Genomic DNA, 24,337 nt, shown 5'->3' on the forward strand with positions numbered 1-24,337 from the left:
AAAAAGCTTTCCTACAATGAAGCCATCAAATATCGTTCTTTGTGCTATGATTTCTTTGAGGGGTAATAATAAATTTCTACTTCATCTTAGGAGGAGCGTTATATGGACAAAAAGGAATTAGCAGAAAAAATTGTGCAGGAACTTGGCGGGAAGGAAAATATTCTGCAAAGCTGGCATTGTATCACCCGTCTGCGTTTTAATGTGGCAGACGAAGAAAAGGTCAATCTGGATGGGTTAAAGGCACTGGGGAGCGTAATGGGTGCACAGTATCAGAATGGACAGTTTCAGGTGATTATTGGTAACAAGGTAGCAGAAGTATATGAGTCAGTAGCTCAGGTTCTGGGTAACCAGGGGGCATCTGCAAAGACCCGGCCGGTAAAAAAGAAACATTTAATTGATGCAGTTTTTGATATAATATCAGGAATATTTGCACCAATTCTTCCGGCAATAGTGGGTGCAGGTTTGTTAAAGGGAGTGCTGTCTCTGATCATTGCCTGCAAACTGATGGCCCCTGAAGATTCCGGTTATGCAGTGTTAAACATGATTGCAGACGCACCTTTTTATTTTCTGCCTTTTTTAGTGGCTTTTTCTTCGGCGAAAAAGTTTAAGACCAATGAGTTCCTGGCAGTTACCATTGCCGGAGTCATCATGTATCCCACCATAATACAATATGCGGTATCTGGAGAGGTTGCCTCCTTAAGTCTGCTGGGTTTAAAAATCCCTATGATCAATTACAGTTCAACGGTGATTCCCATCATCTTAGGTGTATTTTTAATGAGCTACATCTACAAGGCTGTGGATCGGATCGTACCTGATTTTTTAAAGGTAATTGTGACACCTCTGGTGGTACTCTTTACGGATGCGGTTCTTGTCCTTGTGGTGGTTGCACCGTTAGGCAGTTATATTGGTGTTTACGTACAGCTTTTCTTTTCTTACCTTTATAAAATAGCGGGACCTCTGGCAGGCGCACTATTAGGGGGAATCATGCCTTTGATCGTTATAACAGGTATGCATTATGCCTTTTTTCCAAGCACGTTCTTAAACTTCAGTAAGCTGGGTTATGATACGATTCTGCTTCCCTTAAATCTGGTGGGAAATATGGCTCAGACAGGAGCTGCTTTGGGTGTGGCAGTCAAATCAAAGGATTCTAAGATGAAGTCACTTGCTTTTTCTACAACGGTGTCTGCATTATTTGGTATCACAGAGCCTGCAATCTATGGAGTGACCCTGAAGCTGAAAAAACCCTTTTATGCAGCTCTTGCGGGAGGTGCAGTAGGAGGAGGGATTTATGGAACCTTTGCAGTAAAGGCTTTCTCATTTTCTGTTCCAGGAATCACCGCATTACCGTCTTATGTTGAGCATGGGACAAAAAACTTTCTCTTCGCTTTACTTGGTATTGGCTGCAGCTTTGTGGTTGCTTTTATTCTGACCTTATTGTCAAATTTTGAAAACAAAGTGTCCAAAATGGAGATCGGATCCCCTTTAACAGGAAAACTGGTTCCCCTTTCCGAAGTGCCGGACAAGACCTTTGCAGATGGGATTGTTGGGCAGGGGGTTGGAATCATACCATCAGAAGGCGTTGTAAAAGCACCGTTTCAGGGGATTGTTTCAGCTATTACAGACAGCAGGCATGCAATCGGTCTGACATCAGATGAGGGAGTCGAACTTTTGATTCACATCGGAATTGATACCGTAAATCTGGGCGGAGATGGTTTTGAACTGCTTGTAAAGGAAGGACAGAAGGTAAAAAAGGGAGATTCCCTCCTTTTGTTTGACATGGAAAAAATCAAGAATGCAGGATTTGACTTAATTTCTCCCGTTCTGATTACGAATACGGCAGTGTATGATGCAGTAAAAAATATGACAAATCAAGAAACGGTGTGTTTTTCTGACCCTGTTTTGCAAATTACCCCCAGGCAAGAAGAAATCTCAAAAAAATACTAATCAGGAGGAACTAGAATGAATCAGTTAAAAAAAGGTTTTCCAGAAGGCTTTCTGTGGGGAGGCGCAGTTGCTGCCAATCAGGTGGAAGGTGCTTATTTAGAAGACGGAAAAGGATTGTCAACATCCGATTTTGCCGCTTATAAAGATCCATATGCAGGCGGAGAAGTTAATAATTTCACTTTTAATGTAAGTTCACAGGAGCTTTTAGAATATACCGCAAATGAATCCGGTTATTTATTTCCCAAACGCTGGGGAATTGATTTTTATCATCATTATAAAGAAGATATCAGATTATTTGCTGAGATGGGATTTAAAGTATTCCGGCTCTCCATATCCTGGGCAAGAATTTTCCCTACCGGTATGGAGGAAAAGCCCAATGAGAAGGGCCTTAAATTTTATGATCTTGTATTTGATGAACTAAAAAAATATGGGATAGAGCCATTGGTTACGCTGTCACATTATGAGATGCCCATTGAGCTTACAAAGAAATACAATGGCTGGCAGAGCAGAGAACTGATCCCCCTGTTTACCAGATTTGCGGAAACATGTTTTGAAAGGTATAAAGATAAGGTCACATACTGGATTACATTTAATGAGATGAATATGAATCTTAACAGCCTTTATACCGGTGCAGGAACTCTGCCTGATCTGGTTTCCAATCAGGAGGCAGCCGCATATCAGGCTTCTCATTACCAGTTTGTTGCCAGTTCGCTGGCCATTCAGATTGGAAAGAAGATCATGCCCCAGGCAAAAATCGGATGTATGATATGCAGGCTGGAAACTTATGCAGAGACATGTAATCCTGAGGACCAGCTTCAGGCGCTTAAGGAGGATCATATCAATCTGTTCTATCCGGACGTACAGGTGCGGGGAGAGTATCCGGCTTATATGAAACGTTATTTTGCGGAAAATGGAATAGAGTTTGAGACTCTTCCGGAGGATTTTGAAATTATCCGGTCAAATACTGCAGACTTTATCTCCTTCAGCTATTACATGACCTATGTAACAAAAGGAGGCCCGGATGCAAAGGAACTTTCCGGACATCTTGTATCTAAGATAAAGAATCCTTATATTAAATTATCGGATTGGGGCTGGCCCATTGATCCCATTGGATTAAGGATTACATTAAATAAGTTATGGGACAGATATCAGGTACCGCTGTTTGTGGTTGAGAATGGCTTAGGAGCGGTGGATACTCTGGAGTCAGATGAAACAGTACATGATCCTTACCGGATTGAATATATGGGTGAGCATATCCGGCAGATGAAAGAAGCAGTCTGTGACGGAGTGGAGTTAATGGGATATACATCCTGGGGCTGTATTGACTTAATCAGCTGTGGGACTTCTCAGATGAGCAAACGTTATGGAATGATCTATGTGGATCAGGATGACAGGGGAAATGGAAGTTTAAAGAGAATACGAAAAGATTCCTTTTTCTGGTATAAAAAAGTAATCGAATCAAATGGAGAAGTAATCTGATAAACAAAAGATGAGCGTTGATTGTTCCAAATGGACATATCAACGCTCGTTTTTATGTTTTATCAGATCTTTCAGTTGGCATTGAATTGTATGATCTGATTTGGTATGCTGATAATAATATAAGAATATCAGCTTAGTCCGATATCGTAATTCGGTAGGCAGAACGGAGATCATTTGGAAAATACGTTGTATATCAAAGATAATATGGATTCACCTAATTACGAAGTTTTTTATAAGGATAATATTCCTTCTGTGGATCATCCTCTCCATTACCATGATTTTCTTGAAATTTATTACCATGCGGAAGGAGACTGCGATTATATCATTGACAGCAGGATCTATACCCTGAAACACGGAGATATTGTACTGATTAACAATCAGCGTTTACATCGGGCTGTGATTAAGGATATGACAAAACCGTACCGGCGGTTTGTCTTATGGCTGGAATATAATTACCTGGAGACATTGCTGGGTGGAAAAATTGAATATAATACAATGATAGGAAAGGAGAGCAAAACAGAGATATTCCGTCTCCCCGGACAGCAGAGTGAAGAGATCGAATCCATTTTCAGAAAAATGTGCCGGGAGAGTGAAGCGGTGGATTTTGCAAGTTCCTATCTTCAGGAGAGTTATTTAAGCCAGCTTTTGCTGCTTTTTTGCCGATATAGCCAGAATTCTCAGTCAGTGGAAGAGACTACGTTTGAAAACGATGAGATGATTCAATCCATTATGGATTATATTGACCAGCATTATATGGAACCGATCACTCTGGATATGATTGCACAGCATTTCTTTATGAATAAATATCATCTTATGAGGAAATTTAAAAAGCATACAAGAATGACCATCATGGATTACTGCAAAAAGCGGCGGCTGATTATTGCAAGGAATTATCTGATGGAGGGTGCAAGAATACAGGATATCTATAAACTAAGCGGGTTTGATGATTATTCTAACTTTTTCCGGGCATTTAAATCTGCGTACCAAATGTCCCCCAGAGACTATAAGAACTATATGATTCAAAGTCATAACAGTACCATACAGCTGGCGGTGGACCGGGATCAGATTAATAAGAAACATTAAAGTCGGAAATTGTCAACATTTGCAATGTTCACGCCAGTTTTCGTTATTTATTCTGGATTCATAATGTTATAATTTATACAAGAGATTGTAATGGATCTCAGAGAAAAATGGCAATATGTACAATGAGAAGGAGGATTATTTATGAAAAAGGCTATAAGTTTTTTATTGGCTGGTGTTATGGCAGCATCGCTGACTGCCTGCTCCGGTTCCGTGAAAGAAACGGCTCCTGCAAAACAGGAAGACACAAAAGCAGCAGAACAAACCAGTGAGAGCAAAGGAAGCGGGGAAAAGGTGGAGATTAGTTTCCTGGTAACAAAACCGGAAATTGTTCCCCAGTTTGAAGAGACATTCAAACGTTACACAGAATCTCATCCCAATGTAACAATTACTGCAATTCCATTGTCAGGACAGACGATATACGAAAAACTCACATCCCTATATGCATCTGGGAATGCGCCTACCATCACTATGGTTGGAGGACCGGAATTTACATCCTTTAAAGATAATTTCTTAGATATTACAGATACCGATTTTGCTAAAAAAGTTTATAGCTGGGCACAGGACAAGACGAAATCGGACGGAAAAGTTCTTGCTGTTCCAACAACCGCTGAAGGAATCGGCATTATGTATAACAAGAAAGTAATTGAGGCAGCGACTGGAAAAGAGTTTGATCCATCCTCCATTAAATCAAGAAAAGATTTTGCGCAGCTTTTAGAAGAGATTTCAAAGACTGACTATGCACCGGTTCAGATCACCAATAAGGACTGGCTGTTAGGCTCTCATCTGACTTCTGTTTTATATGGCGCAGTAAGTAAGAACTACGATGAGAGACAGGCTGTCATTGAGGCATGCCGCAAGGGAGAATACAATTTTGCTGACAGCCAGGTGTTTAACAACTGGATGGATACCTTTGATCTTCTCATGAAATATAATAAATACGCCAAGTCACCACTTGCGAATGCTTACGAAGATGATCAGTTAACAATGGCCAGTGATGAAGTTGCTTTCTGGCCCATCGGTAATTATATTTATCCAAACATTGTAGATATTAACCCGGATGCCCAGGTTGGCCTGATGCCTTATCCAATGGGAGATGACGATTCAGCTGTTGGAAATAAGGAAATTGTATTATCTTACTCCATGTTTGCCATTGACGCAAAGCAGTCCAAACCGGAACAGCAGGCAGCAGCCATCGATTTCTTTAACTGGCTGGTTACTTCCAAAGAAGGTCAGGATTCCTATGTCAACACCCTCATGTTTGTACCTATTTTTGAAGGTTTTGAGATACAGCCTGCTAATCCGGTAGCAAAGCAGATTGTTTCTTACATGGAACAGGGAAATACTCTGGAGAGAATGAGCGATTATTTCCCAGCTGGTGTTATGAATCAGTTTGGTGCAACCATGCAGCAATATCTGGATGGAAAAATAACCAGAGCCGATGTTGCCAATCAGTTTAAGGATAAATGGGTGGAATTCTTCAAGAAATAAAAGATGAAATGGGAGATATTATGTATAAAGAAAAATCAAATTTGAAAAGTTTTCAGGTTTTTGCTACATTTGGGTTAATCCCTCTGTTGGTTTTTGGTATCGTAGTACTCATCCCTTTCTTTTCCGGTCTGTTTTTATCGCTTACCAATTGGAATGGTTCCTTAGACAGCAAAATTGAGTTTATAGGAATCGGAAATTATATTTCAGCAGTCAGGGACCCCGCATTCTGGGGTTCCCTGGGTAAAACGTTTTATTATGTTTTCTTTGTTATGATTTTAACAAATACATCTGCTTTTTTATTCGGTTTGCTGGTAACCAGTGGTATGAAGGGACAGAATTTTTACAGAGCGGGGTATTTTACGCCTAATCTGATCGGCGGCGTAATTTTAGGATATATCTGGCAGTTCATCTTCTCCAGAGTATTTGTTTATTTCGGTACCAAGACCGGAATCCCATTTTTTGAAATCAGCTGGCTGACACAGCCTCACGCAGCTTTATGGGCGCTGATCATCGTAGGTGTCTGGCAGAATGCTGGTTATATGATGTTAATTTATATTGCGGGCTTTGTTGGAATTGATAAAAGTCTGATTGAAGCGGCGCGGATGGGGCCAGCCCCTTTCAGATGCTTCAGAAAATAAAAATACCCATGATGGTGCCGGCATTTACCATCACGCTGTTTCTCACACTGAGAAAGGCATTTATGGTTTATGATGTGAACTTATCCCTGACAAAGGGCGGGCCTTACAATACCACGGAGCTGATTTCCATGCATGTCTACAATGAAGCATTCTTAAACCAGAATATGGGTCCAGGTCAGGCAAAGGCATTTTTACTGTTTATACTGGTTGCTGTTATTGCGGTTGCCCAGGTAGCAGTTTTAAAGAAGAAGGAGGTTGATGCCATATGATGACACAAAGAAGAATCAACTCCCTGATAAAACAGTTTTTCGCTTTTCTGTTTTTAGTTTTTATGCTTTTACCTTTCTTTCTTGTCCTGATTAATGCGTTAAAACCAAGAATTGAAATTATTAAAAACCCTATGGCACTTCCTCATGCCCTGTCACTGGCCAATTTTACAAAAGCCTGGGTGACCATGAAATTCGGTACAGTTCTCATGAATACCGCTTATATCACGGCATTTTCTCAGATTCTGCTGATTGTATTTGGTGCAATGCTTTCTTATATGCTGGTTCGCTGGGACTTTAAAGCCAACAAAATTATTTTTACAGTATTAATCTGCGCCATGATTATACCGTTCCAGTCATTAATGATTCCGTTTGTCAGTATTTTTGGAAAACTGGGACTTATGAACAGCCGGACAGCCCTGATATTTTTCTACATGGGCTTTGGTATGCCAATGACTACGTTTATGTATCACGGCTTTATGAAAGGGATATCAAGAGAGATGGAGGAAGCGGCGCTGATTGATGGCTGTTCCCATTTTTACTGCTTCTGGAAAATCGTATTCCCCAATTTGAAGCCAATTACAACCACAATATTAATTGTTAATATATTATGGATCTGGAATGATTTTCTTCTTCCTTCTTTAGTTCTCATCAAAGATAAAAACAGGACAATTCCCCTTTCCACATTCTATTTCTTTGGTGAATATACCGCGGAACTGGGACTGGCAATGGCTGCTTTAATTTTAAGTGTTTTGCCTGTTGTTGTAATTTATCTTTTCCTTCAGAAGCAGATTGTGACAGGGGTCATGGATGGGGCTATTAAATAATGGAGGTAAGCTGACTTGAATATATCAAACAAAATAATGCTGATAACTTATCCGGACAGCATTGGAGGAAATCTTGTTACATTAAGAAATGTACTGAAAGAATATTTTGAAGATGCCGTTGGAGGGATACATATTCTGCCCTTTTTTCCTTCCAGCGGAGACCGGGGATTTTCCCCCATTACGTATGAAACGGTAGAACCTGCTTTTGGAGACTGGGCTGATATTAAAAAACTGTCAGAAACATATTATCTCATGTGTGATGTGATGGTAAATCATGTTTCCAAAAGGAGTAAAGAATTTCTGGATTATCTTGAGAAAGGCGAAGCTTCTCCTTTTGCGGACATGTTCCTTGATTATGAGCAGTTCTGGGGAGAAGGAAGACCGGATGAACAGGATATAAACCTGCTCTACCGGCGAAAGGATGGAGAGCCATACCAGAGCTTTGTCCGGGCAGATGGAAAGACTGTGAAGCTTTGGTGTACCTTTACCAATGAGCAGATTGATCTGGATCTTCGGACAGAGACAGCAAAAAAATTCTTGAGAGAGAATTTCAATCATCTTGCCTTAAATGGTATCAGCATTATCCGCCTTGATGCACTTGGCTATGTGGTGAAAAAACGGGATACAAGCTGTTTTATGGTTGAACCCGATATCTGGAACGTGATTGATGAGATAACCGGAATGGCCGGTGACAGGGCATGGCTTCTGCCGGAAATCCATGATACATGGGAGACAGCAAAGAAGTTAGAGGAGCATCAGGTCTGGAGCTATGATTTTGTACTGCCGTTCCTGATGCTTCATGCCATCTATACCGGGGACACAAAAAAGCTGGCAGGCTGGCTGGAAGCAGCTCCCCGTACACAATTCACGGTTTTGGATACTCATGACGGAATTGGTGTATATGATGCCTATGACTGGGTAAATGAAGAGGAAGCCGCCGCATTAATTGAACGGATCGAAGACCGCTTAAGCTATCAGTTTAAGCCGCTGAACCCGGAGAAGAAACGGTTTAAAAAGGCATATCAGCTTTACACAACCTACTTTTCAGCGCTTCATGAAAATGAGCAGGCATATTTACTTGCCCGTGCGGTGCAGTTCTTTGCGCCGGGAATCCCTCAGGTGTATTACGTTGGAATGCTGGCAGGGGAAAATGATTATGCAGCTTTGGAACAGTCAGAAGATCACAGGTCCATTAACCGCCATAATTATACGGTGGAAGAAATCAGAGACTGCGCTCAGAGAGATGTTGTGAAAAAATTAAGATCCCTGATGCAATTTAGAAATACGTTCGGTGCATTTGATGGAGATCTGGAGGTTACTGTTCCTTCAGAGGGGATCTTAATTATGAGAAGAACTACAGATGATAAGTGGGCAGAGCTGATCTGCAATTTTGCAGATTTGGATTTTTCCATTTGTTATATGGAACAGGGAATTACGCAGAGGCTTAAGCTCTAATTATATTATGGGGTATTTCCCCAGATAGGTAAGGTCCGGGGAAATACCCTGGGCTTTACTTAGTTCTGATCTCCATTATAAATGCCGTATTTATAAAATTGATACCAATTAAGAATCTCATTTTCTGGCGCAATATTTAATGCCATAAGAACCTCTCTAGCAAATTCCAAAGGCGAAACTCCATTTGCAGTAATGATTTTTTCATCTCTTACCGCCGGTTCCACAATATAATTTATCTCTCCAGTATAAGCATTTTTGGCCCACTGCTTTAAATTATCGCAGTCATTGCTGGTATGTCGGACGTCATTTAACAGCCCAATTGTGCCCAGGAATGCGGAAGCATCACAGATGCCAGCTAAAATTCTTCCATCATGAAAACATCTTTCTGCCAGGGGCCGGATCTGCTGTGCTGATTCCCCTCTCCAAGAGGTACCACCGATGAGGATGAGAGCTTCATAATCCTTTGGCATATCATGGATATCATAATCAGGAATAACCCGGAATCCGCCAATGGATTCCACTGCCTTCTTTTCTAAAGAAACAGTTTTTACATCGTATTGATCCGGATCAAATGTACGGATGGCGGTAGATAAATAGGCTGCTTCCCAATCTGCAAATCCTTCTAAAATTACAAATAATATATTCTTTTTCATAATATTCTCCTGTTCTTTACCTGTTCCAGATTTACGATTTTAATTACATCTCGTGCTTAATGGACATTGCCGTCTGCTTTTTATAATCGATCACATAACCGTTCCCTGTCTCCATTGATAGAAAGCTGGAATAAGAAGGGGTAATCTTAATCAGCCTCATAGCAGGATCATCTTTATATCGGTCAAAATGATGAGGCAGGCCGGACTCAATATAACCTATTACCCGTTCATTGGAATCACTTAACGGATGGGATAGCAATGTTCCAATACCTCTGATCTGAATGGCATCAATGCTTAAGGCAACAGAATTGTTTTTGCTTATCTGTTCATATTTGTTGGAATCAGCTTCTGTCACAAAGTAAAAGCATCCCTCGTAAGTATAAATATTAACGGTTCGGGCAGAAACGCCTTCCTCATTTCTCGTTGCAAGAATCATAAGTTTATCTTGTCCAATTTCTTTTTCCAGGCCTTCCAATGCTTTTTCAAATATTTTATCCATGTTTGATTTCTCCTTTTTTTAAAAGTATAACATCCTATTGTTGACATCTGTATGTCAATGATTTAAGCTGATTAAAAAAATGAAGGTGATGAGATGAAAATAGACAGACTGATTGCAATTATCATGATTCTTTTAGAACGGGAGAAAGTAACCGCAAAATCTCTGTCAGAGATGTTTGAGGTCTCCATGCGGACAATATACAGGGATTTAGAAGTGATTAATCAGGCGGGAATTCCAATCTTTGCCACTTCAGGACCGGGTGGCGGCGTTGAAATCATGAAAGAATTTAAAGTGGAAAAACGAATTTTCTCGGCAAATGATATCACCGCACTTCTGATGGGATTATCCAGTATTAAAAATAATCTGCCTGGGGAACAGACCATGGCGGCGCTGGCAAAAGTAAAGGGTATGATTCCAAAGGAACATCATAAGGAGTGGGAATATCGTGCAAATCAGATGAAAATAGATGCTTTACCCTGGTTCAATGCCGGTAATCTGTTTCACACAGTTGAACTGATACAGGATGCGTTAGATCAGCAGAGACTTCTCACATTCCAATACCGGGATATCAGAGATAAAAAAAGCAGCAGAGAAGTAGAACCCTATCGTCTTCTATGGAAGGGAGAGGCCTGGTATCTTCAGGGATATTGTCTGTCACGCAGGGATTTTCGTACTTTTAAACTGTTAAGGATGAGCGATCTTTTAATATCAGACCAGCGATTTGAAATCCGGGATTTTCCCATAGAACGGTTGGATGAGATACAGACCAGAGAAAATTCTCTAACAAGGGTAAAGCTGAGGATTCAGGAAGGAGTAAGGGATTTAGTTATAACGCGTTTCGGGGAAGACTGTCTGACTCCGGACGGTCCGGATCATTATATAGCTGAACTATTTATGCCTGTGGACGATCTTGCCTGTGGCTATCTGCTTGGCATGGGAACCAGATGTGTATGTCTGGAGCCGGAGGAAATGCGGGAAAAGATGAGACAGCTTTCTTCAGAGATCTGTGGATTTTACCAATCTTCATAAGCTTCTATGTCATAGCTTCTCGGCATATAGATAGGATGTACTTTTTTGAAACTGCAAAAGGCGCATAAAACGAAAGGAGTGCATCCATGATTGTATCGTGGCTGACAACCAACGAGTGTAATTTAAAATGCAGGCATTGTTACCAGGATGCCGGAAGCAGGAAAACAAAAGAGCTGACAACAGCAGAAGCAGAAAAGATGATTGGGGAAATTGCAAAGGCAGGTTTTAGAATCATGATTTTCAGTGGGGGAGAGCCACTGATGCGACCGGATATTTATCATTTGGTATCTCATGCCGCAAAAGCCGGGCTAAGGCCGGTCTTTGGAACCAATGGGACACTTCTGACGGAAGAAACGGCCAGGAAGTTAAAAGACTGCGGTGCTGCAGCCATGGGAATCAGCGTGGATAGTTTAAATGAAGAAAAGCATAATGATTTCAGAGGCTACTCCGATGCATTCCGCTTAACCATGGAAGGAATTGAAAACTGCAAAAAAGTGGGACTGCCATTTCAGATCCATACCACAGTTCTGGACTGGAATCAGGCGGAAGTAAGCGATATCATTGATTTTAGTGTAAATGTGGGAGCTATGGCAAACTACATATTTTTTCTCATTCCGGTGGGGAGAGGTAAATTTCTGGAAGACACTTCCTTACAGGTAAGGGAATATGAAGCACTATTAAAAACCATTATGGAGAAACAGAAAAATGTACCCATTGATATAAAGCCCACCTGTGCCCCCCAATTTGTCCGTGTGGCAAAGGAACTGGAGGTTCAGACTCGTTTTAAAAAGGGCTGCCTTGCCGGCTTGTCTTATTGTGTGATTACTCCGGAGGGGCTGGTAAGACCTTGTGCATATATGACGGAAATTGCAGGAGATGTCCGGGAGGAATCATTTGATAAAATCTGGTATGAGAGCAGTGTGTTTAAAAGGTTAAGAAGCAGGGAGTATAAGGGCACCTGCAGTACATGTGATTACAAAGAAGACTGCGGTGGCTGCCGGGCAAGAGCCGGATATTACCACGACGGTGACTATATGGCGGAGGATAGTTACTGTGGGTTTGGAGCCAGGTGGAAGGAGGGATTTCCTGTACAATGAAATTCCGTTTGCTGAAAATAACGGTATTAATAACAATACTTACTTCCTTCATATCTGGATGCGCAGCGCGGACTGTGGCTGTAGCCAGCAATGATGCAGATGATCAGACCGGGTATTATCAATTTACGGATGCGTTAGGACAGGAGATCCGGGTGAAGAATCCCAAACGTGTGGTTGCGCTCATGGGAAGCTTTGCGGATACCTGGCAAAAAGCAGGGGGAGAGCTATGCGGAGTGACCGATGATGCATTTGATGAAAGAGATCTTGTACTTCCTGAGAACGTGATTTCTGTTGGGATGTACAACAGCCCTAATCTGGAGGCAATCATTGGGCTGAATCCTGATCTCGTCATTTTGTCGTCTGAGACGAAAGAGCACACAGCGTTAAAGGAAGCGCTGAAACAGGCAGGAATCACAGCTGCCTATTTTCATGTGACTTACTTTGAGGATTATCTTTCCATGCTGCGAATCTGTACGGATATCACTGGAAGAGAGGATTTATATAAGAAAAACGGATTGGAAACAAAGCAGCAGATTGAAGCTGTGATCAATAAGAATATCCCCGGAAGTTCACCAAGAGTTCTTTTTCTTATTACCTATTCCGGCGGCGTTGTGGCAAAAAATTCTGAGTGTATGACAGGGAAAATGTTAAAGGATTTAGGGTGTACCAATCTGGCGGATGAGAATAAAAGTCTGTTAAAAGAATTTTCCATGGAAGCCATAATCAAAGAAGATCCGGATTATATCTTTGTTGTCCCCATGGGCAATGACGAAGCCCAGGCAAATAAAAACCGAAAAGAAAGCATAGAGAAGAATCCTTCCTGGAATGGTTTGAAAGCGGTTCAGAATCAGCATTATATTCTTCTTCCCAAAGAGAAGTTTTTATATAAGCCCAATGAGAAATGGGGGGAGAGCTATGGTTACCTTTCTGAAATTCTTAGCGGCAGCAGATAAAAAGGGCTGGCGGCTTCTGGTGATTTCCTTTTTGTTTCTTACTGTATCTGTTTTACTGGGATTATTTTCCGGCGCCAGTTATATTCCTCCTACTGTGCTGTTTAAGGTTTTGTCCTCTGGCTGTACCCAGGACCCGGTTTACCGCATTTTCATGACGGTGCGCCTTCCAAGAGTTATGGGAGCGCTGCTTGCAGGAAGCGGTCTTGCTGTTTCGGGATCAATTCTGCAGACGGTATTTCATAATCCGCTGGCAAGCCCCAATATTATTGGCGTTAATGCGGGAGCGGGGCTGTTTGTACTGATCTGTTCCATACTATTTCCAGGGGCCCGTGATCTGATTCCCTTTGCTGCATTTTTAGGTGGGCTGCTCGCTTCGGTACTGATTCTGTTGATTGCGATGACTGGTCGAATGTCTCAATTATTACTTGTGCTGACCGGCTTTGTGATCAACAGCCTGTTTACAGCTGGAATGAACGGTGTGCTGATCTTATTTCCGGATGCGTATGTTGGCGCCGGTAATTTTCTGGCAGGAGGTCTTTCCGGGATTACGACTGCTATGCTGATCTATCCCTCTTTTGGCATCCTGGGAGGAATTTTACTTTCCTTATGCTTTGCAAAAGGACTGAATCATCTGGGACTTGGTGCGGAACGTGCCAGTGCTTTAGGGATGAACGTACCCCTTATAAGAGGTCTGGCTATAGTAATTGCAGCAGCATTGGCAGGTGCAGCAGTCAGCTTTGCCGGTCTCATTGGTTTTGTCGGTCTTATTATTCCCCATGGAGTAAAACTTTTAATTGGTACGGATAACCGTTTTGTATTGCCGGGCAGCGCACTTCTTGGAGGAATGTTAGTCATATTGTGTGATCTTTTTGCACGGACTTTGTTTGCTCCTTATGAACTTCCGGTGGGAATTATTCTGTCTTTCATGGGCTGTCCGTTCTTTCTTTATCTCATCCTGAAAAATAGAAACAGGAGGGATATGGAATGTTAAAAATGGAGGGGGTTTCCTATTCCTATCATAAAAACAGACCGTTTATCACAAATCTGGATTTAGACATCGAGGCTGGGAAGATAACTACAATTGCAGGACCAAACGGATGTGGGAAAAGTACAGTCTTAAAGCTGGCATCCTGTCTTCTAAGGCCCCAGACAGGTAAAATCCTTTTGGGTGAAAAAAATATTTCACTTATGAGTAAGAAATCGGTGGCCAGGGAAGTGTCCGTGCTCCTGCAGAACAGCCAGATTCCTGATATGACTGCTTTACGTGCAGTGACAGCAGCCAGATATCCCTACCAGACTTCTTTCACCGGATATACGAAGGCAGAGGAAGAGATGAGCGAATATGCCATGGAGTTAACCGGGTGTAAAGAATTTCGTCATAAAAACATGGCGGAGCTTTCGGGCGGAGAGCGGCAGAGAGTATTTCTTGCAATGATATACAATCAGGATACTCCTCTGATTCTTCTTGATGAACCAACTACCTATCTGGATATTCATGTAACTTATGAAATGATGGAATTGATTCGCAGCCTGAACAAGAAGCAGAAAAAAACGGTGGTGATGGTGCTTCATGATTTGAATCTGGCTCTTCAATATTCGGATTCCCTGGTTTTTATGCGGCAGGGCAGTATTTTTGAAATCCATAAAACCGGTGATCATCATATTTTAGAAAGTATAAGAACTCTTTTTGGCGTTGAAGTCCGTACTTATAACGATGATCTGAATTCTTATTATTGTTTTACTCAGTCAACCGATACTGATACAACTATATAGTTGATAAAAGCAAATAAAATAATTGACAAAAGCAACTGTAGTGATATGATATAATCATCATTTTACATCAGGAGGAAAAGCCATGCAAAGTTATTTGAAAAAATATGTAGGAATTATCCGCAGTTTCAACCGTTATTACACGAATGTCCTTGGATTGCTGAATCAGCATTTCCTGGACAGCCCTTATTCTCTTTCCGAAGTGCGAATTCTCCATGAGATTGAAAAAACAGAGCAATGCACCGCCAGCATGCTGGCAGATACACTTTCCATGGATGTGGGGTACTTAAGCAGAATATTAAAAAAGTTTCAAAAATCAGGACTGATAGAAAAAAAGAAGTCGGCAGAAGATAAACGCTCTCAATATCTTACCGTAACTCCATTTGGAAAGGAAAACCAGGATCAGTTTAATGACCGTTCCGACCATCAGATTGAAAAGCTGGTGGAGACCCTTCCTGAGGAAGAGATTAAGATGCTGGCACGGAACATGACTTCCATTGAAACAATATTGACGAAAGGGAAAAATATCAGGCGCAGTGATATAACCATTCGTGATGATGTAAGACCAGGAGACGCAGGCTACCTTACCTATTTACATGGATGGATTTACAAAAAGGAATACGATTACTCTGTGGCGTTCGAGGGATATGTTGCAGAATCCTTTTATCAGTTTCTGGTTCAGTATAATCCGGAGAAAGACAGGCTCTGGTGTGCAGAGCATGAGGGAGAGATCGTTGGCTGTATCGGTATTGTGGGCCGCGGGGAGAGGGCGCAGCTTCGGTGGTTCCTTCTGCACCCTAATTACCGGGGAATCGGACTTGGGAAAGATCTTTTTGAGCTGGCTATGTCTTTTGCAAGAGAAAAAGGCTTTGAGAAGGTATACTTAGAAACTACCAATGATTTAACAAGGGCTATTGGGATGTATACGAAGGCAGGATTTATAAAAACAGCAGAAAAGGAAAATCGGGCATGGCGAGATGATTTGCTGGGGCTGGAATTCGAAATGGAGATATAATTGTAAGAGCTGCATTAACCGGATTAAGGTTTTCTGCAGCTCTTATAGAAAGTTCTACGGACAATTAAGTTTTTGATCACAGTTTAATTATTCTTCAGAGAATTTCTAAGCGTTATATTAGGAAGAATTTCCTTATGTGTCAATTTTGGATTCTGGAACTGCTTATTAAGCATTAAAAGACATTCAGCAGCCATTGTTTCGATGGGGATTTGTATCGTGCTTAAGGATGGGCTAAGAAACTCATCGATGTGTGTTAAACCATTTCCGATAGACAGTATCTCAATATCCTCAGGAATACGAATACGCTGTTCGTAACAATAGTGCATAATGCCCAGCGCAATCATATCACTAGCGGTATAAATAACACTGGTTGTTTCAAAATCAATCTGAGAAGCAATCTGATACCCATCATATGATTGATTAGATTCCACATTAAGCTCCACATATTTCTGAGAATTTTCATATAAAAGTTTCATTAACGTGTTGTCACGTATTTTCATACCCTCAAAGGAGTGGGGAGCTTTTACAATGGCAATTTTACCTTTATTTTTGAGAAGGCCAAAAGCCTCGCGTGCTATTACACCATCATCTACATATACGCTGCTTATATTTTCCAAGACTCGATTGTATAAGACAATAGGGACTGTTGGCTTTAGTGTGGAGAGAAACTTTAGATCTTCCTGGCCGGCGTTAGCGATTAATGCCCCATGAAAGCTGGAAACATTGATAAGGGAATCCTCTTTCGAAAGCGTATTATTTTCATAGGGATATATGATAACATCATAGGATAATTGGGATTTCCTGATCTGCTGCTGAACCCCTTTTAGAAAACGTGCAAGCATAATATCACGGAAGTCGGTTGTCCAATATAGAGCAATTGTCTTACGTGTATCAGGAACACGCATACGTTTTGCAGACAAATTGATCTGATAATTTAATTCCTTTACTGCCTGCAATACTTTTTCCTGTGTTTCTTTCGGTATTTTTCTTTCTTCACTTCTGCCATTTATAACAATTGAAACGGTGCTTTTGGATACACCAGCTAAGTCTGCAACATCTCTGATTCCTGCCATATATAAATTCTCCTCAAAAATGATAATTTATTTTTGGTACCTTTAAATAAAACTATCATAACAGAAAAAAAACACCTTGACAAGCATTTAGTAGACCGATATACTAAACAAAGTAAGTAAACCGGTCTACTAAATGGGGAAGGAGATATGGGAATGCCGGATCATGACTGGCAATCCATAATTAAGAAAAATGGCAGACAATAAAAAAATTGCTGAACGTGTATTAGACGCAGTAGGTGGAAAATTAAATGTAATTGATGTTACGCATTGTATGACCAGGTTAAGATTCCGATTAAAAGATGAGTTAATTGCAAACGATGATGAAATTAAGAAAATTGATGGCGTATTGGGTGTGGTAAGAAACGGTGGTCAGGTTCAGGTGGTTATTGGTCCCCAGGTTGGGAAGGTATACGATGAATTACAGAAAACAGGCAGTTTTTCTGAAAAGGAATCTGTAGGAGCAGAAGCAGGTGAAACAGTAACAGCTGAAAAAAAGCAGAAAAAAACAGCAATGGGTGTCATTAACAATATTATAGGGGCTTTAGCAGGATGTTTGACTCCGCTGATTCCAGTACTTCTTTGCTGTGGTATGGCAAAGATGCTGGCTTCCGTCCTTGGACCGAATCTTTTTAAAATCTTAGATACGCAAAGTAATATGTTTGTACTGTTGACATTAATTGGTGATGCCGGATTTTATTTTCTTCCGATTATCATCGGCTATACAGCTGCCAAACGTTTTGGTATGACACCGGTCATGGGCATGTTGTTTGGAGCAATACTGGTTCATCCCACATTGCTGAAGTTTGCAGCGGATGGAGTAACGTTCAGTGTGTATGGCATACCGGCGCCTGTACAAAATTATACATCTACAGTATTTCCTATTTTTCTGACGATTTGGCTTGGTTCTTATGTGGAAAAATTTTTACGTAAATACATTCCTGATACAATCCAGGTGATTGGGGTTCCTCTAATTACATTATTTGTTGTGCTGCCTCTGGAACTTTGTCTGTGTGCTCCCCTGGGATACTACCTTGGAAATGGAATTGCTACGGGACTGGTAGCACTGAATAATATTGCAGGTCCTTTTGCTGTAGCTGTTCTTGCAGGCAGCTGGACTCTCTTGGTATTGTGCGGAATGCACGTTGCATTGGTTCCTTTTGTAGTTACCAGCTTTGCAACTCTTGGTTATGATACTTTTATTGTTCCTGCCATGTTTGCCGGAAGTTGGGCAACATTCGGTTGCATGCTGGCTGTTTTGGTACTGGTTAAAGATAAGAAAAAACGTGCATTATATTCCGGGTATGTTTTTGCATGGCTGATTGGAGGGGTTGGAGAGCCCTACAAATACGGTGTGCAGATACCATACAGAACTCCGCTGTACGCAAGTGTTGTTTCCGGTCTGCTGACAGGATTAATTGCTGGCTTCATGCATCTGACTGCCAACGTACTTAATACCGCTAATGGTATTTATTCCTTTGCAGGCTTCCTTGGCGGTGATATAAAAAATTACATAGCATTGATTGTTACAACTATTGCTGGAACGGTTATTGGTTTTATTACTATGTATGTAATGAAAATTGATGAAAGCCTTGTAGACTGACCATAGCAAAAAGGTCTAAGGAGAATGATTTTATGAAAAACTATAGCTACATTCATGAGAAATTAAGTCCTCATCTATGGCGTATTATTGATCATACCGGTGTCTGTTGTTATTTAGTTGTTGGTACAGAAAAAGCTTGCCTGCTGGATACCACCAATGGGCTGGGGGATATCAGGGAATATGTTCAGGGTTTGACGAGCCGTCCGGTTTTTGTCATTTTAACACATGCCCATCTGGATCATATGGGTTCTACAGGATTGTTTGATGAAGTTTATATGAATCTGGAAGATCTTCCTGTATACGACTATAAAACAAGTACAGAACACCGTCTTTACGATGCTCAGAATCGTTTAAAACTTCAAGTATCAGATATAAGTGAACTACCACCGGTTTATAATAAGGAATTCAGACCGCTTATAGATGGTCAGTGCTTTGAACTGGGTGAAATTACAATTCAGATGATTTCTGTGAAGGGACATACTCCAGGAATGATGTGCGCATTGCTGAAAGAAGAGAGAATTGCCATTTTTGGTGATGCATGTGGTGTTGCAGTGATGCTGATGGATCAGTTTTCTTCCAATGTCTCCGAATATAGGGAGAGCCTGTTGCATCTGAAAGAATATGAAGAACAGTATGATGTGGTATATCGCAACCATGGCACATTTACTTCGCCAAAAGAACTGTTGGATAATGTAATTGAATGCTGTGACCTTGTATTAGCAGGAAAAGATGATCACGTTTCATTCCAGGTGTATGGGCATGACTTGTTTCTCTGCCACAAGCTGAAACCGGGAACTCAGGAACGTATGGATGGCAAAGAAGGAAATCTGCTCTACCTTCCAGAAAAAGTAAAGTAGAAGGAAGGGTGATTATGAAAAAAATTAGAATCGGTTCAGGTGCAGGCTATGGAGGAGACCGGATAGAACCGGCAATTGAGTTAATTGAACGAGGTGATCTGGACTATATCATATTTGAGTGCCTTGCAGAGCGTACGATATCTCTTGCACAAAAAGCAAAACAGAAAAATCCAGAACTCGGGTACAACGATTTATTTGAATATCGGTTTGACAAGATCTTAGATGCACTAAAAAATCATAAGGTAAAAGTTATCACAAATATGGGTGCTGCAAATCCCGAGAGTGCTGCTAAACTTTGCTCAGTAATGGCAACAGAAAAAGGACTGAAAAATCTAAAAATTGCTTATGTAAAGGGTGATGATATTGGAGATCGTCTGGAAAAATACCTGAATTACCAGGTATTAGAAACAGGCGGTAGATTATCGGATATCCAGGGAGAGATTTTATCGGCAAATGGCTATATTGGTATTAAGGGTATTGTTGATGCATTAAGAGCTGGAGCAGATATCATTATTACCGGAAGAGTTGCAGACCCGTCTCTTTCTTTAGCTCCCTTATGTCATGAATTTGGATGGTCAATGGATGAATATGAAAAACTGGGAAAAGGAACCTGGATCGGTCATCTTCTGGAATGTGCCGGACAGGTAACAGGCGGTTATTTTGCAGATCCGGGTTATAAAGATGTGCCTGAGTTATGGAATCTTGGTTTTCCAATTATTGAAGTTGATGAAAACGGTAAAGGAATTGTCACAAAGCTACCAGGAACCGGAGGTATGGTGACCAGGGAGACTGTACAGGAGCAGACACTTTATGAAATCCAGGATCCTGAAAATTATTTTACCCCTGATGTAATTGCAGATTTTAGCAAAGTAAGAATTGAACAGGAAGGAAAAGACAGAGTACGTATTTATGGTGCATCCGGGAAAGCTCCCACAGGTAAATACAAAACCAGCGTAGGATACCATGACTGTTACATTGGCGAAGGACAAATCAGTTATGGCGGGGGCAATGCATTGGCTAGAGCACAGCTGGCAAAAGAGATCCTCGAAAAACGATTTGAACAAATCGGTCTTGTTTTTGAAGAAATTCGTTATGATTTTATCGGATTGAATTCCTTATACGGAGATTTAATTTCAAAACAGCTAAATACAGGGATCAGTTCAGAAGTAAGGCTGAGGGTGGCAGCTCGTGTAAAGACGATTGAGGAAGCTGAGCAGGTGGGAAATGAAGTAGAAGCCTTGTATACCAATGGACCATCAGGCGGCGGCGGAGCATCTAAAAATATAAAGGATATTGTTAGTATTGCATCTATATTTATTCCAGTTGAAGATTTTGAAATTTCTGTTGGATATCTGGAGGTAAATGAATCATGAAATTAAAAGAAAAAGCTCATTCCAGAACTGGGGATAAGGGAAACATTTCTATTATTTCTGTTATTGCCTATCATGACGAAGATTATGCGCTTATAAAAGAAAAGGTGACGGAAGAAAAAGTAAAAGAGTATTTTAAGGAAATTGTTCATGGAAAAATAACCAGATATGAGATTGAGACAATCAGCTCTCTGAATTTTGTAATGGAAGACGCCTTGGGCGGCGGCATCACACGCTCCCTGGCGATGGACATGCATGGAAAGTCTCTTGGAAGCGCACTTTTAGAGATGGAAATTGACTGAACGCTGTAAAATAGAATTATTCGTATAAACCTGAAATTCTATTAATACAATGTAATAAATGCAAGAGCGATGAGGTACTACTGAATGAATTATGATGGAATCATCATTGGCATAGGGACATTTCTAATTATCGGACTTCTGCATCCGGTTGTAATTAAGGCAGAGTATTATTTTACAACAAAAATATGGCCCTTGTTTCTGATATTTGGACTATTGTGCTTTGCAATCTCTCTGGTGTCACCCTCCTCTACGGAACGGTCACTGACTGCAGTCCTTGGCTGTTCACTTTTGTGGAGTATAAAAGAAATTTTTGAGCAGAAGAAGAGAGTGGAGAAGGGGTGGTTTCCTGAAAATCCAAAAAGAAAAATTATCAAAGCCGCAGAACTGGGCGGGAAGGAAAAATAAAAAGATAATTCAAACAAGATGGTTATAAGAAAAAAATTACTGACGATATTAATCTGTAACCATTTTAATTATGTAAGTTATGGGAGACACTGAAAGGTGTCTCTTTTCGTTCCCTATATACCAAAGTATGCAAAGCCTGTGAAGTAAATTGGTTTTGCGGGCAAAACATCCGAAATGCTATACTGAGCACATAAAGGAGGAAAACATGGAAAACCGACTTCCAAAAATATTTGAACTTGTCTGTCAAAACAAACGGGAATTAACAGTCCGGGAGTTTGCCACTCAGTTTGGGGTGAGTACCAGAACCGTTTACAGCGATGTAAAAAAGCTGAATGAGCTTCTGGAGACAGGCGGATATCCTATGATACAGGCAGATAAAGGGAAGCTGCATTATGCAGAACCATTAACAATTGAATTTGAAAGTCTTCTTGCTTCCACCTCGGACTTTGTTTTAACCAATCAACGGATCCGGCGTTTACGGATCGTAGAGACCATACTTCTGGCAGGAGACCAGTTTACGGTAGAGGATCTACTCAAGGTTCTGGATATCTCCAGAAACACGCTGATTGCAGATTTAAAGGAAATAAAAGAAATGCTGGCCATTCACTCAATTGCAATGGAATCCACACCTTTTAAAGGCTACCGTGTGATTGCAAAAGAGTTAAATATCCGAAATCTACTGATCCTGTCAGTCAGTGAAGACCCATTGTTTTTTGAAAACCGGCCGTTCAACGATCTGGAAATCATAAAGAAGTGTGAAGCTTTTTTAGACGATGTGTCAGGGAGACTGAGCGTGGAACTCAGTGATGTTTCATTTCACCGGATGCTGGCTGCATTCTGGGTCACCTATGCAAGAATTTCCATGGGAAAGGTCTTTCCGGAAGGTCCCAAAGATCCGCTGACAAGAGAGGAGATCACCTTTTTACAGAAAAGAAAAGAGCTTGCATCCATTTTTGAAACAGAAGTGTCCTTAGATGACTGCTTTTATCTGGCGAATAAGCTGACGGAAGCGTCTGTGGTAAAGTATGAAGAACTGCTTTCTGAGCAATGGCTCCCCTTTCATCTGGTAACCAATCAGTTTATCGAAGCAGTCACAAAGGAATATCCCTTTGAAGCATTTGTTACAGATACAAAGCTGTACGAGGGACTGCTCAATCATCTCCGGCCAGCCTATAAAAGGGCATTATCCGAAGAGTGGGCGGAAAACCCGCTGCTGGATTATGTAAGGGAGAACTTCTCTCAGCTAAACGATGCTGTCTCAAAAGGGGTTATGCTGGTAGAGGATAAGCTAAAGGTTCATTTTAATGAGCATGAAGTATCATATTTCACACTGTTGTTTGCCTCTGTAATTGAGAGAAATGAAAAACAGGTACGCAGAACGCCCAATGTAATTATTGTGTGCAATGCCGGAATCAGCACCTCCGAGATCTTAAAAAGCAGACTGGAAGCCATGTTCCATGTAAACATACTGGGAACATTCAGCCTTCGCAATGCAGCTTTGTGGCTGATGGAACACGTACCCGATTTCATTGTTTCAACGGTACCTTTTAAATGGAAAGATATACAGGTATTAAAAGTCAGTCCGTTCCTGTCGGATTATGATATCAGAGAAATACAGAACCAGTTATCCTTTTTAACTGCCAGAATTCATCTGGGAGATGTTATGGGAATTATCCGCAAATACGCAGATATCAAAGAAGAACAGATTCCAGCTCTGAAAAAAGAATTGAGTCTATATTTGGGGTTCTCTGAAAAAACGGAACCCAGGAAAGGAATTTATCAACCTATGCTAAAAGAAATACTGACAACCGATTTAATACAGGCAAAGTTTTCAGCAGGCAGCAGAGACGAAGCTGTCAGGGAGAGCGGCAGACTGCTTGTTGAAAAAGGTCTGGCTGATGAAGCTTATATTGAAGCAATGCTTAAAAATGTGGAGGTCAACGGAACCTACATTGTAATTGCTCCCGGAATCGCCATGCCTCATGCAAGACCGGAAGAAGGGGCACTTGGGATCGGACTTAGCATTGTTACACTGAAAGAGCCTGTGGTTTTTGGACATCCGAAAAATGATCCTGTTAAAATCGTCGTTGGTCTATGTGCCATCGATCACCAGTCTCATTTAAAAGCTCTGACAGAACTTGCGGACATTCTTATGGATGAGAAGAAAGTAGAAGAAATTATTAACGCAGATTCGCAGCAGGAAATCATGAAAATTATAAAGGGGGAATCCTAAATGTTAAAAATAGTTACGGTATGTGGTGCAGGAGTGGGGAGCTCCATGATGCTTCGTTTGTTTACCCAGCAGATTTTAGATGGGGAAAAGATTGAAGCAGTGGTAGACGCGTCTGATATTGGTTCTGTGAGCCCGGATTTTTATGATATCTTAATCACCACTTCAGATTTTGCTGATGTGTTAAGAGATTCAAAGGCTCATATTATCCGCATAGATAATATGATGGATAAGCAGTATTTGAAAGAACAGCTTATGGAAGCAATTAATACGAAGAGATAACAGGTGTACAAGCCCTGGGAGG

24 protein-coding genes are annotated in these 24,337 nt (G+C 41.0%); 21 read left to right on the plus strand and 3 right to left on the minus strand.

The window, feature by feature from the left end; all coding sequences use genetic code 11:
- The first annotated feature begins 102 nt into the window (after positions 1-102).
- From BXY41_RS21590 to gtfA, 8 genes are all read left to right on the plus strand, one after another.
- On the plus strand, positions 103-1,944 hold the full coding sequence (locus BXY41_RS21590) for a beta-glucoside-specific PTS transporter subunit IIABC (protein ID WP_104438956.1): 1,842 nt from the start codon (positions 103-105) through the stop codon (positions 1,942-1,944).
- A gap of 15 nt (positions 1,945-1,959) precedes the next feature.
- On the plus strand, positions 1,960-3,423 hold the full coding sequence (locus BXY41_RS21595; RefSeq protein ID WP_104438957.1) for a glycoside hydrolase family 1 protein: 1,464 nt from the start codon (positions 1,960-1,962) through the stop codon (positions 3,421-3,423).
- A 174-nt stretch (positions 3,424-3,597) separates the two neighbouring features.
- Positions 3,598-4,506, plus strand: coding sequence for a helix-turn-helix transcriptional regulator (locus BXY41_RS21600; RefSeq protein WP_104438958.1), 909 nt, complete (start codon positions 3,598-3,600; stop codon positions 4,504-4,506).
- A 141-nt stretch (positions 4,507-4,647) separates the two neighbouring features.
- Positions 4,648-5,994 carry an ABC transporter substrate-binding protein gene (locus BXY41_RS21605; RefSeq protein WP_104438959.1) on the plus strand — a complete coding sequence of 449 codons (1,347 nt, stop codon included), beginning with the start codon at positions 4,648-4,650 and terminating at the stop codon, positions 5,992-5,994.
- A 20-nt stretch (positions 5,995-6,014) separates the two neighbouring features.
- On the plus strand, positions 6,015-6,632 hold the full coding sequence (locus BXY41_RS21610) for a carbohydrate ABC transporter permease (RefSeq protein WP_242980314.1): 618 nt from the start codon (positions 6,015-6,017) through the stop codon (positions 6,630-6,632).
- Positions 6,617-6,901, plus strand: coding sequence for a hypothetical protein (locus BXY41_RS27260; protein WP_242980315.1), 285 nt, complete (start codon positions 6,617-6,619; stop codon positions 6,899-6,901). Before BXY41_RS21610 ends, BXY41_RS27260 begins: the two co-directional genes overlap by 16 nt.
- Positions 6,898-7,725, plus strand: a complete 828-nt coding sequence (locus BXY41_RS21615; RefSeq protein ID WP_207657088.1) for a carbohydrate ABC transporter permease — start codon at positions 6,898-6,900, stop codon at positions 7,723-7,725. Before BXY41_RS27260 ends, BXY41_RS21615 begins: the two co-directional genes overlap by 4 nt.
- Positions 7,726-7,740: 15 nt before the next feature.
- The gene (gtfA, locus tag BXY41_RS21620; RefSeq protein WP_146088590.1) at positions 7,741-9,180 is read left to right on the plus strand and encodes a sucrose phosphorylase; all 1,440 of its coding nucleotides are present in this window, start codon (positions 7,741-7,743) and stop codon (positions 9,178-9,180) included.
- Between the two features lie 59 nt (positions 9,181-9,239).
- Here gtfA and BXY41_RS21625 read toward each other — a convergent pair whose 3' ends face one another.
- Entirely contained in the window at positions 9,240-9,833 is a 594-nt protein-coding gene (locus tag BXY41_RS21625; RefSeq protein ID WP_104438961.1) for a type 1 glutamine amidotransferase family protein, read from the minus strand.
- Between the two features lie 43 nt (positions 9,834-9,876).
- A complete protein-coding gene (locus BXY41_RS21630; RefSeq protein WP_104438962.1) occupies positions 9,877-10,332 on the minus strand; it encodes a pyridoxamine 5'-phosphate oxidase family protein in 456 nt (151 codons plus the stop codon).
- A 93-nt stretch (positions 10,333-10,425) separates the two neighbouring features.
- Between BXY41_RS21630 and BXY41_RS21635 the strand changes: the two genes are divergently transcribed.
- The 6 genes from BXY41_RS21635 (at position 10,426) to BXY41_RS21660 (ending at position 16,196) form a co-directional block, all read left to right on the plus strand.
- The gene (locus BXY41_RS21635) at positions 10,426-11,361 is read left to right on the plus strand and encodes a helix-turn-helix transcriptional regulator (protein WP_104438963.1); all 936 of its coding nucleotides are present in this window, start codon (positions 10,426-10,428) and stop codon (positions 11,359-11,361) included.
- 86 nt (positions 11,362-11,447) lie between these two features.
- Positions 11,448-12,458 carry a putative heme d1 biosynthesis radical SAM protein NirJ2 gene (gene nirJ2 / locus BXY41_RS21640; RefSeq protein WP_104438964.1) on the plus strand — a complete coding sequence of 337 codons (1,011 nt, stop codon included), beginning with the start codon at positions 11,448-11,450 and terminating at the stop codon, positions 12,456-12,458.
- On the plus strand, positions 12,455-13,411 hold the full coding sequence (locus BXY41_RS21645; RefSeq protein ID WP_104438965.1) for an ABC transporter substrate-binding protein: 957 nt from the start codon (positions 12,455-12,457) through the stop codon (positions 13,409-13,411). Before nirJ2 ends, BXY41_RS21645 begins: the two co-directional genes overlap by 4 nt.
- The gene (locus BXY41_RS21650; RefSeq protein ID WP_104438966.1) at positions 13,374-14,402 is read left to right on the plus strand and encodes a FecCD family ABC transporter permease; all 1,029 of its coding nucleotides are present in this window, start codon (positions 13,374-13,376) and stop codon (positions 14,400-14,402) included. The genes BXY41_RS21645 and BXY41_RS21650 overlap by 38 nt, the downstream gene beginning before the upstream one ends.
- On the plus strand, positions 14,396-15,184 hold the full coding sequence (locus BXY41_RS21655) for an ABC transporter ATP-binding protein (protein WP_104438967.1): 789 nt from the start codon (positions 14,396-14,398) through the stop codon (positions 15,182-15,184). Before BXY41_RS21650 ends, BXY41_RS21655 begins: the two co-directional genes overlap by 7 nt.
- Positions 15,185-15,266: 82 nt before the next feature.
- Positions 15,267-16,196 (plus strand): bifunctional helix-turn-helix transcriptional regulator/GNAT family N-acetyltransferase, encoded by a 930-nt coding sequence (locus BXY41_RS21660; RefSeq protein ID WP_104438968.1) that lies wholly within the window; start codon positions 15,267-15,269, stop codon positions 16,194-16,196.
- An 83-nt stretch (positions 16,197-16,279) separates the two neighbouring features.
- Here the strand turns inward: BXY41_RS21660 and BXY41_RS21665 are convergent, their stop codons facing one another.
- Positions 16,280-17,269, minus strand: a complete 990-nt coding sequence (locus BXY41_RS21665) for a LacI family DNA-binding transcriptional regulator (RefSeq protein ID WP_104438969.1) — start codon at positions 17,267-17,269, stop codon at positions 16,280-16,282.
- Positions 17,270-17,459: 190 nt separating this feature from the next.
- Between BXY41_RS21665 and BXY41_RS21670 the strand changes: the two genes are divergently transcribed.
- The 7 genes from BXY41_RS21670 (at position 17,460) to BXY41_RS21700 (ending at position 24,315) form a co-directional block, all read left to right on the plus strand.
- Complete coding sequence (locus BXY41_RS21670; protein WP_104438970.1) at positions 17,460-18,869, plus strand: PTS transporter subunit EIIC; 1,410 nt, start codon at positions 17,460-17,462, stop codon at positions 18,867-18,869.
- Positions 18,870-18,901: 32 nt separating this feature from the next.
- On the plus strand, positions 18,902-19,726 hold the full coding sequence (locus tag BXY41_RS21675) for an MBL fold metallo-hydrolase (protein ID WP_104438971.1): 825 nt from the start codon (positions 18,902-18,904) through the stop codon (positions 19,724-19,726).
- Between the two features lie 14 nt (positions 19,727-19,740).
- A complete protein-coding gene (locus BXY41_RS21680; protein ID WP_104438972.1) occupies positions 19,741-21,099 on the plus strand; it encodes an acyclic terpene utilization AtuA family protein in 1,359 nt (452 codons plus the stop codon).
- Positions 21,096-21,398, plus strand: coding sequence for an AtuA-related protein (locus BXY41_RS21685; protein ID WP_104438973.1), 303 nt, complete (start codon positions 21,096-21,098; stop codon positions 21,396-21,398). The genes BXY41_RS21680 and BXY41_RS21685 overlap by 4 nt, the downstream gene beginning before the upstream one ends.
- Before the next feature lie 84 nt (positions 21,399-21,482).
- Positions 21,483-21,803 carry a DUF4491 family protein gene (locus tag BXY41_RS21690; protein ID WP_104438974.1) on the plus strand — a complete coding sequence of 107 codons (321 nt, stop codon included), beginning with the start codon at positions 21,483-21,485 and terminating at the stop codon, positions 21,801-21,803.
- Between the two features lie 205 nt (positions 21,804-22,008).
- Complete coding sequence (locus BXY41_RS21695; protein ID WP_104438975.1) at positions 22,009-24,036, plus strand: BglG family transcription antiterminator; 2,028 nt, start codon at positions 22,009-22,011, stop codon at positions 24,034-24,036.
- Positions 24,037-24,315 carry a PTS sugar transporter subunit IIB gene (locus tag BXY41_RS21700; RefSeq protein ID WP_104438976.1) on the plus strand — a complete coding sequence of 93 codons (279 nt, stop codon included), beginning with the start codon at positions 24,037-24,039 and terminating at the stop codon, positions 24,313-24,315.
- Positions 24,316-24,337 lie beyond the last annotated feature (22 nt).

Origin of the sequence: Lacrimispora xylanisolvens (assembly GCF_002934545.1) — a bacterium.
Taxonomy (GTDB): Bacteria; Bacillota; Clostridia; order Lachnospirales; family Lachnospiraceae; genus Lacrimispora; species Lacrimispora xylanisolvens.